Here is a 9200-nt window from a genome sequence, read left to right as displayed (position 1 = left end):
GGGGCCCTGGATGAACTGGGCGGTCCATCCGTTCTCTTTGACCCTCTCGTAGATGAGTTCCAGCCATTCCTGGATCGAGGCTTCCGGGTGATCGCATTTCCAGCACATCGGTGTTTCTCCTGTCGTCACGCTTACCGCCAGGATTCACCCGGGCACCGACATGCAGAACCTCGCGCCGAACGTGCACTCAGAACGAAATTTTGGCGATTTTCTCGCTCTGAATGCACGTTCGACGCTGCTAGTGGGTTCGATGGGCGACCGTGACGCAATCCGGCACAACCGCGACCATTAGGCTGGCCCGCGTGAGCCTGCCTGTTGTTCTTATCGCTGACAAACTTGCCGAATCAACCGTCGCCGCCTTGGGTGACCAGGTCGAGGTGCGCTGGGTCGACGGCCCCGACCGGCCGAAGCTGCTCGCGGCGGTGCCCGAAGCCGACGCACTGTTGGTCCGCTCCGCGACGACCGTCGATGCCGAGGTCCTCGACGCCGCGCCGAAGCTGAAGATCGTCGCCCGCGCCGGTGTCGGGCTGGACAACGTCGACGTCGACGCGGCCACCGAGCGCGGTGTGCTGGTCGTCAACGCGCCGACGTCGAACATCCACAGCGCCGCCGAGCACGCCGTGGCGCTGCTGCTGTCGGCCGCGCGGCAGATTCCCGCGGCCGATGCCTCGCTGCGCGAGCACGCATGGAAGCGCTCGTCGTTCTCGGGCACCGAGATCTTCGGCAAGACCGTCGGGGTGGTCGGGCTGGGTCGCATCGGGCAGTTGGTTGCCCAGCGGCTGGCCGCTTTCGAGGCCCACATCGTGGCCTACGACCCGTACGTGTCGCCGGCGCGCGCAGCCCAACTCGGTATCGAGTTGCTGACTCTTGACGAGCTGCTGACCCGCGCCGACTTCATTTCGGTGCATTTGCCGAAAACGCCTGAGACGGCGGGACTGATCGACAAAGACGCGTTGGCGAAAACCAAGCCCGGGGTGATCATCGTCAACGCCGCCCGCGGCGGGCTGATCGACGAGGCGGCGCTGGCCGACGCCATCTCCGGCGGACATGTTCGGGGTGCCGGTCTCGACGTGTTCTCCAAGGAGCCCTGCACCGACAGCCCGCTGTTCGAGCTGGCGCAGGCGGTGGTGACACCGCATCTGGGCGCCTCGACCGAGGAGGCTCAGGACCGGGCCGGCACCGATGTGGCGGCCAGCGTCAAGCTCGCGTTGGCGGGGGAGTTCGTCCCCGACGCCGTCAACGTCGGCGGTGGGGTGGTCAGCGAGGAGGTCGCGCCCTGGCTGGACTTGGTGCGCAAGCTCGGGGTGCTGGCCGGTGCGCTCGCCGAGGAACTGCCGGCGTCGCTGTCGGTGCAGGTGCGCGGTGAGCTGGCGGCCGAAGACGTTGAGGTGCTTCGACTTTCGGCCCTGCGTGGTTTGTTCTCGGCGGTGATCGAGGACCAGGTGACGTTCGTCAACGCCCCGGCGATCGCCGAAGAACGCGGCGTGGCCGCCGACATCAGCACCGCCACCGAAAGCCCCAACCACCGCAGTGTCGTCGATGTCCGCGCTGTGGCCGCTGACGGTTCGGTCGTCAACGTGGCCGGCGCGTTGTCCGGTCCGCAGCAGGTCGAGAAGATCGTGCAGATCAACGGGCGTAACTTTGATCTGCGCGCTCAGGGCATCTACCTCGTCATCAACTACGCCGATCAGCCTGGCGCACTGGGCAAGATCGGCACATTGCTGGGCGCCGCAGGGGTGAACATCCAGGCCGCCCAGCTGTCCGAGGACGCCGAGGGCCCCGGCGCGACGATCTTGCTGCGGCTTGATCGCGACGTGCCCGCCGATGTCCGCACCGAGATCAGCACCGCCGTGGCGGCCAACAAGCTCGAAGTGGTTGACCTCTCGTGAAACTCGCGGTAATCCCGGGTGACGGGATCGGCCCGGAGGTTGTCGCCGAAGCGGTGAAGATTCTGGACACGGTGTTGCCGGGTATCGAGAAGACGCATTACGACTTGGGCGCCAAGCGATTTCACGCCACTGGCGAAGTCCTGCCCGAGACTGCCGTCGCCGAACTGCGGGGCCACGACGCAATCCTATTGGGCGCGATCGGTGATCCATCGGTGCCCAGCGGTGTGCTGGAGCGAGGCTTGCTGCTACGCCTGCGGTTTGAGCTCGACCACCACGTGAACTTGCGGCCCGGGCGGCTCTATCCGGGCGTCAGCAGCCCACTGAGGGTCGAGCCCGGGACCAATATCGATTTCGTGGTGGTCCGCGAGGGCACGGAGGGTCCATACACCGGAACCGGCGGCGCGATCCGGGTCGGCACGGCCCATGAAGTGGCCACTGAAGTCAGCATCAATACGGCTTTCGGCGTTCGCCGCGTGGTCGAAGATGCGTTCGCGCGTGCTCAGCAGCGCCGCAAACATCTGACGCTGGTGCACAAGACGAACGTGCTGACGTTCGCCGGGTCCCTGTGGTCGCGGACCGTGCAGGAGGTCGGCGAGAAGTATCCGGATGTCGAGGTGGCCTATCAGCACGTCGACGCCGCAACCATTCACCTGGTTACCGACCCCGGCCGCTTCGACGTCATCGTCACCGACAACCTGTTCGGCGACATCATCACCGACCTGGCCGCCGCCGTGTGCGGCGGTATCGGGCTGGCGGCCAGCGGAAATATCGATGCCACCCGGGCCAACCCGTCGATGTTCGAGCCGGTGCACGGCAGCGCGCCAGATATCGCCGGCCAGGGAATCGCCGATCCGACCGCCGCGGTCATGTCGGTGGCGCTGCTGCTTTCCCACGTCGGCGAAGACGCTGCCGCCGCGCGAGTGGACCGGGCCGTGGCGTCCCATCTGGCCAGTCGCCCGACCGGACAGCTCTCCACCGCCGAAGTCGGCGAAAGGATAGCGTCCGGGCTCTAGTCTCGAGGCCCGGTGGCAGCGTCCGGACCGGCACGATCGGCACCGCCAGGAGCGAGAACAGCCCGCAGACAAGAAATCCCGGCGGATAGCCGTGTGCGGCAATCAGCTCACCGAAGACCGGTGGCGCGCCCGCTGCCATCAATCGCTGATAGGTGTTCTGCAATCCGAGTGCGCGCCCACTCCAGAAATGTCCGGCGTATTCGGTGATCGCCGTCGATTCCAACCCGTTGTCGAGCACGGCCACGACCGACGCCGCAACCATCAACGGCACCGCGATCGATGCGCGCAGATGGTCGGCAAACGCCAAGCCGACGAAGACCACGACACCGGCGATGGAAATGATGCGGACCGGACGCAGCCGCGACCCGACCCGATCCGACCACCGGCCCACCATCACCCGGCCCACCGCGCCGAGCAACTGCGACACCATGACGAGGGTTCCTGCCAATGCCACCGAGCACCGATAATTGGTGATCAGCCAGATCAGCATGAACGTCGCGGTCACCGTCTGCGGCACCATCAACAGCGCCGAGACCGCGTGGATTCTGCGCAGCACCCACGATTTCCGGTAGGGATTGGCCAGTTCCTGCTCGGAAGCCTCGTCCCATTCTTTGCGTGGCGGGTCGACGATGGCCACGAGGCTGAGCACCGCCGACGCCGCGCACAGCACTGCGGGAAAGATCAGCGCCGACCTTGCCGACTTACTGCCTTCGGCGAGCACGGGAATGACCAGCGCGCCCAACGCAATTCCGAGCGGCTGTGCGGCCTGGCGCACACCCATCGCCAAGCCGCGTTGCTCGGGCGGGAACCACCCGGAGACCAGCCGGCCGCCGGCCGAGTTGCAGCTGGCGGCCGCCATGCCTCCGACGACCAGCCATGCCGCGAACGCAACCATGGAATGGACGGTGGTCGCGGCGTAGGCGGCCCCCGCCGTCAGCGCCGAGCCGATCGTCAGCACGATGCGTTCGCCCACCCGGTCGAGCAGGTAGCCCCACAGAATCAGCGTCGCCACCATGCCGAAGCTCGGCATCGACGACAGCAACCCGGCCTCGGCCAGTGGCGTGCCCAGATCTTCTTGCAGAGCTGGGATCAGAAACGCAACACCATTGATGAAGATGAACGCGCTCGCGGTCACCAGCAGTGACACGACGACGATCGACCAACGTCGGCCCGTACTGAGTCCGGCCGTGCCGGTCGGGTCCGTCGGCATTGACCCATGCTCGCATAGCCAGGTACTTGCTGGGACCGAAGCGGTAACCGGGCCCGCGGCGCCCGGCTTCGCCGCGCTTGCGACCGCCACTAGCTTTTGGTGTCGGCCCGCGGCGCCCGGCTTCGCCGCGCTTGCGACCGCCACTAGGCTCAAGCGAATGCGCCTTGGCCGAATTGCCAGTCCCGACGGCGTCGCGTTCGTCTCCATCGAGGGCGAGCACGACGAGATGACCGTTCGCGAGATCGCCGAGCATCCGTTCGGCACCCCGACATTCACCGGTCGCTCCTGGCCGCTGGCCGACGTGCGATTGCTGGCCCCGATCCTGGCCAGCAAGGTGGTCTGCATCGGCAAGAACTATGCCGACCACATCGCCGAGATGGGGGGCGCTACAGGCCCGGCACCGGCCGATCCGGTGATCTTCCTCAAACCCAACACCGCGATCATCGGTCCGCATGTGCCGATTCGATTGCCGGCCAACGCATCGCCCGTGCACTTCGAGGGCGAGCTGGCGGCGGTCATCAGTAGACCCTGCAAAGATGTCACGGCCGCACGAGCAGCCGAGAGCATCCTCGGGTACACGATCGGCAACGACGTATCCGCTCGTGATCAACAGCAGGCTGACGGCCAGTGGACGCGAGCGAAGGGCCACGACACGTTTTGCCCGGTCGGGCCGTGGATTGCCACCGATGTCGACCCGGCCGATCTGGAGCTGCGCACCGAGGTCAACGGCGAAGTCAAACAGAACAGCCGTACCTCGCTGATGATCCACGACGTCAGTGCGATCGTGGAATGGATATCGGCGGTGATGACGCTGCTGCCGGGTGATCTCATTTTGACCGGCACGCCCGCCGGTGTGGGGCCCATCGAGGACGGCGACACCGTCAGCATCACCGTGTCGGGCATCGGAACGCTATCGAATGCCGTTGTGCGGAAACAAGTTTCGTAAACATGCGTCGGTCGCGGGCTGGCATTCCGCGCTGTCGACCGCAGTCGCTCGGATAAATGACGCCGGACGATGACGCCACGGTGATTCGCGCCGGCAGCCGCAAGCCGGCGAACGAGTCGGGCGCGGGTGAGATGTGACCTGTTTGTTTGGTAGTCTGCACGTCGGCCCATCACGGCTGGCAGCAATGCCCGCACGACCGCGTATCGTCTGCAGGCAGGCCTCTGACCAGCGGTTTTAGGCGGCCAATGGGGTATGGTGTAATTGGCAACACAGCTGATTCTGGTTCAGCCATTCTAGGTTCGAGTCCTGGTACCCCAGCAGGGTTTTCCAATGTTCTTCCGCCGCCAAGCAATTAGGTCGGCGTAGGGCTGTGAGCTATGCTGGCAGCTCGGATCGGTTCCGGCCCCGTCGTCTAGCGGCCTAGGACGCCGCCCTCTCACGGCGGTAGCGTGGGTTCGAATCCCATCGGGGCTACTCATCCATAAACGGGCTGCGTGCTGGTTCCCGCTAGCTCGCGGCAGCGGCGGTTGAGCCGCCCACCGGCATGTGGGGGATGCCAAGCTTGCGGTGGTCCCACGAGCGAGTGCGATGGCTGACGATGCGTACGGCGACCCGCTTGTTCATCATCATGTCGACGGCCGGTTTCATCTCGTCGGTGTAGGGGCCGGTGTAGCGCTCCCACACACTGACTCCGACGCGGAATACGGCGTCTGGATCATCAACGATTTCGGCGGCGCCTTCAAAGGACACGCCGCGCAGGGTGTCATAGGTCTGGCCGTCCTCGATCATGAAGCTCACTCGCGGATCGCGCTTGAGGTTGACGGCCTTCTGCGATTTGGCTTTGGTCTCCAACCAGATTTCACCATCGACCACGCCGTACCACATCGCGGTCAGGTGCGGCTGCCCGTCCGAACCGATGGTGGCCAGCGTGCCGGTACGGCTACTGGTGACGAAGTCGGTGATCTCGGCCTCGGACATGACGATCTGCGCACGCTGCTTCGTTCCCATGGCGACAGTGTCTCAGGTCACGTGCCGCCGCTCGAACCGTGGGCAATGCGGTGCGAATCACAACCGGCTAGTCAGCGCGTCGGCGGCAGCCAGCAGATCGGTGGCCCAGCGTGCGCCCGGCCGGCGGCCCATCCGGTCGATGGGACCCGACACGGAGATGGCAGCGATCACCGACCCATGGGCATCGCGCACCGGCGCCGAAACGCTTGCCACCCCGGGCTCACGCTCGGCGGCGCTCTGAGCCCAACCGCGGCGCCGCACCTCGGCCAATGTGCGATCGCTGAATTTTGCGCCGGACAACACCGCGGCCCTGGTGGCGTCATCGCTGTACGCCAACAGCACTTTGGCGCCAGAACCTGCCGTCATCGGCAGGCGCGCGCCGACTGGGACGGTATCGCGGAGGCCCGCAGGCGGTTCCATCGCTGCGACGCAAATCCGCGAGCTGCCTTCGCGCCGATACAGCTGCACACTCTCGCCGGTGATCTCGCGTAATCGGGGCAGAACCGCCGCGCTGGCGGCCAGCAACGGGTCGTTGACCTGAGCAGCCAACTCGCTGATGCCGGGGCCCAGACGCCAACGGCCCTCGCCGTCGCGGGCCAGCAGACGATGAACTTCCAGTCCTGCAGCCAACCGATGCGCGGTGGCTCTGGGCAAACCTGTGCGATCGCATAATTCGGCTAGCCCGCAGGGTGATTCCGCGATCGTGTGCAGTACCTGCACGGCTTTGTCAAGCACGCCGATGCCGCTATCCTGTCTCACAGAGAGATACTAACGTCTCGCATAGTGAGATCAAGGAATTGGGATGACCTCATGACGAAAACTTCAGCCCACGGTGATTCTGGGGTCGCCGCGCGCCCACGCACACTGGCGGAAAAGGTTTGGGCCGACCACGTGGTGGCCTCTGGCGGGGGAACCGAGCCCGACCTGATTTACATCGATCTACATCTGGTGCACGAAGTGACCAGTCCGCAGGCCTTTGACGGTCTGCGGCTGGCCGGACGGCCGGTGCGCCGCCCCGATCTGACGCTGGCCACCGAAGACCACAACGTGCCCACGATCGACATCGACAAGCCGATCGCTGATCCGGTCTCCCGCAACCAGGTCGAGACGCTGCGCCGCAACTGCGCCGAGTTCGGCATCCGGTTGTACCCGATGGGCGATATCGACCAGGGCATAGTGCATGTCGTCGGTCCGCAATTGGGTCTGACCCAGCCGGGAATGACGATCGTGTGCGGCGACAGCCACACTTCGACCCACGGCGCCTTCGGCGCATTGGCAATGGGCATCGGGACTTCCGAGGTCGAGCATGTGCTGGCCACGCAGACACTTCCGCTGCGGCCGTTCAAGACCATGGCCGTCAACGTGGACGGGCAACTGCCGGTCGGGGTGACAGCCAAGGACATCATCCTGGCGGTGATCGCGAAGATCGGCACCGGCGGCGGGCAGGGCCACGTCATCGAATACCGGGGCAGCGCCATCGAATCGCTGTCGATGGAGGCACGGATGACGGTCTGCAACATGAGTATCGAAGCCGGCGCGCGGGCGGGCATGGTGGCGCCGGATGCCACCACCTACGAATTCTTGCGCGGTCGCCCGCATGCCCCGACCGGTGGGCAGTGGGATGCGGCACAGGCCTATTGGGATCAGTTGCGAACCGATGACGGCGCCGAGTTCGACACCGAGGTGTATGTGGACGCCGCGTCGTTGACTCCGTTTGTGACGTGGGGGACCAATCCCGGCCAAGGCGTCGCGCTGGGGGCTGCGGTCCCTGACCCCGAGCTGATGACCGACGACCACGAGCGACAGGCGGCCGAGAAAGCGCTGGCGTACATGGACCTTCGGCCCGGAGTCCCGATGCGCGAGATCGCGGTCGACGCGGTCTTCGTTGGATCGTGCACCAACGGCCGCATCGAGGACCTGCGGGTGGTTGCCGAAATATTGCGCGACCGAAAGGTGGCCGACGGCGTGCGCATGCTGATCGTGCCCGGGTCGATGCGAGTCCGTGCGGAAGCCGAAAGCGAAGGGCTGGGTGAGATCTTCACTGCCGCGGGCGCCGAGTGGCGCCAGGCCGGCTGCTCGATGTGTTTGGGGATGAACCCCGATCAGCTCGCAGTGGGGGAGCGCTGCGCCGCAACGTCAAACCGTAACTTCGAAGGCCGCCAGGGCAAGGGGAGCCGTACGCATTTGGTGTCACCGGCGGTTGCCGCTGCCACCGCGGTGCGCGGGAAGCTCTCCGCCCCGGCCGACTTGAACTGACTGAGGGAGAAACCAATGGAAGCCTTTCGCACCCACACCGGCATCGGAGTGCCGTTGCGGCGGTCCAATGTCGACACCGACCAGATCATTCCGGCGGTCTATTTGAAACGAGTGACCCGAACGGGTTTCGACGACGGATTGTTCGCGGCCTGGCGTAACGATGCGTCTTTCGTGCTCAATCTCAGCCCATTTGACAGGGGTTCAGTACTGGTCGCCGGCCCCGATTTCGGCACCGGATCATCCCGCGAGCACGCGGTGTGGGCGCTAATGGACTACGGCTTCCGGGTAGTGATCTCGTCTCGCTTCGGCGACATTTTTCGGGGCAACGCGGGTAAGTCGGGACTGCTCGCGGCCGAAGTTGCTCAGGATGATGTTGAACTTCTCTGGAAGCTCATCGAGGGCAGCCCGGGGCTGGAAATCACTGTCAATCTTCAAGATCGGAATGTCTCGGCGGGAACGGTGGTGGTGCCGTTCACGATTGACGATTACACCGCTTGGCGTCTCTTGGAAGGTCTCGACGACATAGCTCTTACGCTGCGTAAACACGATCAGATCGAAGTTTTCGAGGCAGCTCGGCCGGACTGGAAACCGCAGACTTTGCCCACTGCCTAACGGCTCGATTGAGTCCGAATTCAGAGCGGCGCAGGGTCGTATTTGACGGCTCGTCCTCTCTCAAGCCACCTCCCAAGCGCGGCAAGCGGATTCCTAAAAAGTTCGCCAGGAACCATTGAAATTGGGCGTGGCTCTTGGAAATCAGGCACCTGAGGGTTTACCGTGTCCTCTAGTCGGTCCAATCGAGGGCCACTAGCTTCGGAGGATTTGCATGAACAAAGCAGAGCTCATCGATGTACTCACAGACAAATTGGGCTCAGACCGTC

The 9200-nt window shown here is 64.9% G+C and carries 7 protein-coding genes, 2 tRNA genes and 1 pseudogene; 7 read left to right on the top strand and 3 right to left on the bottom strand.

Annotated features, from left to right (window positions below):
• Positions 1–302: 302 nt before the first annotated feature.
• Positions 303–1889, top strand: a complete 1587-nt coding sequence (gene serA, locus VGG53_RS12415; RefSeq protein WP_331518358.1) for a phosphoglycerate dehydrogenase — start codon at positions 303–305, stop codon at positions 1887–1889.
• Positions 1886–2902 (top strand): 3-isopropylmalate dehydrogenase, encoded by a 1017-nt coding sequence (locus VGG53_RS12410; protein WP_331518357.1) that lies wholly within the window; start codon positions 1886–1888, stop codon positions 2900–2902. Before serA ends, VGG53_RS12410 begins: the two co-directional genes overlap by 4 nt.
• Positions 2903–3035: 133 nt before the next feature.
• Here VGG53_RS12410 and VGG53_RS12405 read toward each other — a convergent pair.
• A pseudogene (locus VGG53_RS12405) lies at positions 3036–4112 on the bottom strand (MFS transporter); the annotation flags it as partial.
• 157 nt (positions 4113–4269) lie between these two features.
• Here VGG53_RS12405 and VGG53_RS12400 point away from each other — a divergent pair.
• The 3 genes from VGG53_RS12400 (at position 4270) to VGG53_RS12390 (ending at position 5532) form a co-directional block, all read left to right on the top strand.
• Positions 4270–5058 (top strand): fumarylacetoacetate hydrolase family protein, encoded by a 789-nt coding sequence (locus tag VGG53_RS12400; protein WP_331518356.1) that lies wholly within the window; start codon positions 4270–4272, stop codon positions 5056–5058.
• 246 nt (positions 5059–5304) lie between these two features.
• Positions 5305–5376: transfer RNA gene (locus VGG53_RS12395), tRNA-Gln, on the top strand.
• 83 nt (positions 5377–5459) lie between these two features.
• Positions 5460–5532, top strand: a tRNA-Glu gene (locus VGG53_RS12390).
• 33 nt (positions 5533–5565) lie between these two features.
• Here the strand turns inward: VGG53_RS12390 and VGG53_RS12385 are convergent.
• On the bottom strand, positions 5566–6066 hold the full coding sequence (locus VGG53_RS12385; RefSeq protein WP_331518355.1) for a PPOX class F420-dependent oxidoreductase: 501 nt from the start codon (positions 6064–6066) through the stop codon (positions 5566–5568).
• Positions 6067–6123: 57 nt separating this feature from the next.
• The gene (locus tag VGG53_RS12380) at positions 6124–6825 is read right to left on the bottom strand and encodes an IclR family transcriptional regulator (RefSeq protein ID WP_331518354.1); all 702 of its coding nucleotides are present in this window, start codon (positions 6823–6825) and stop codon (positions 6124–6126) included.
• A 51-nt stretch (positions 6826–6876) separates the two neighbouring features.
• Here VGG53_RS12380 and leuC point away from each other — a divergent pair, with 51 nt between their 5' ends.
• Both leuC and leuD read left to right on the top strand, forming a co-directional pair.
• Entirely contained in the window at positions 6877–8322 is a 1446-nt protein-coding gene (gene leuC / locus VGG53_RS12375) for a 3-isopropylmalate dehydratase large subunit (RefSeq protein WP_331518353.1), read from the top strand.
• Between the two features lie 15 nt (positions 8323–8337).
• Entirely contained in the window at positions 8338–8934 is a 597-nt protein-coding gene (gene leuD, locus VGG53_RS12370) for a 3-isopropylmalate dehydratase small subunit (protein WP_331518352.1), read from the top strand.
• The last annotated feature ends 266 nt before the right edge of the window (positions 8935–9200 follow it).

This window comes from Mycobacterium sp. (genome assembly GCF_036490025.1).
Taxonomy (GTDB): domain Bacteria; phylum Actinomycetota; class Actinomycetes; order Mycobacteriales; family Mycobacteriaceae; genus Mycobacterium.
This window is presented reverse-complemented; position numbering and strand designations above follow the sequence as displayed.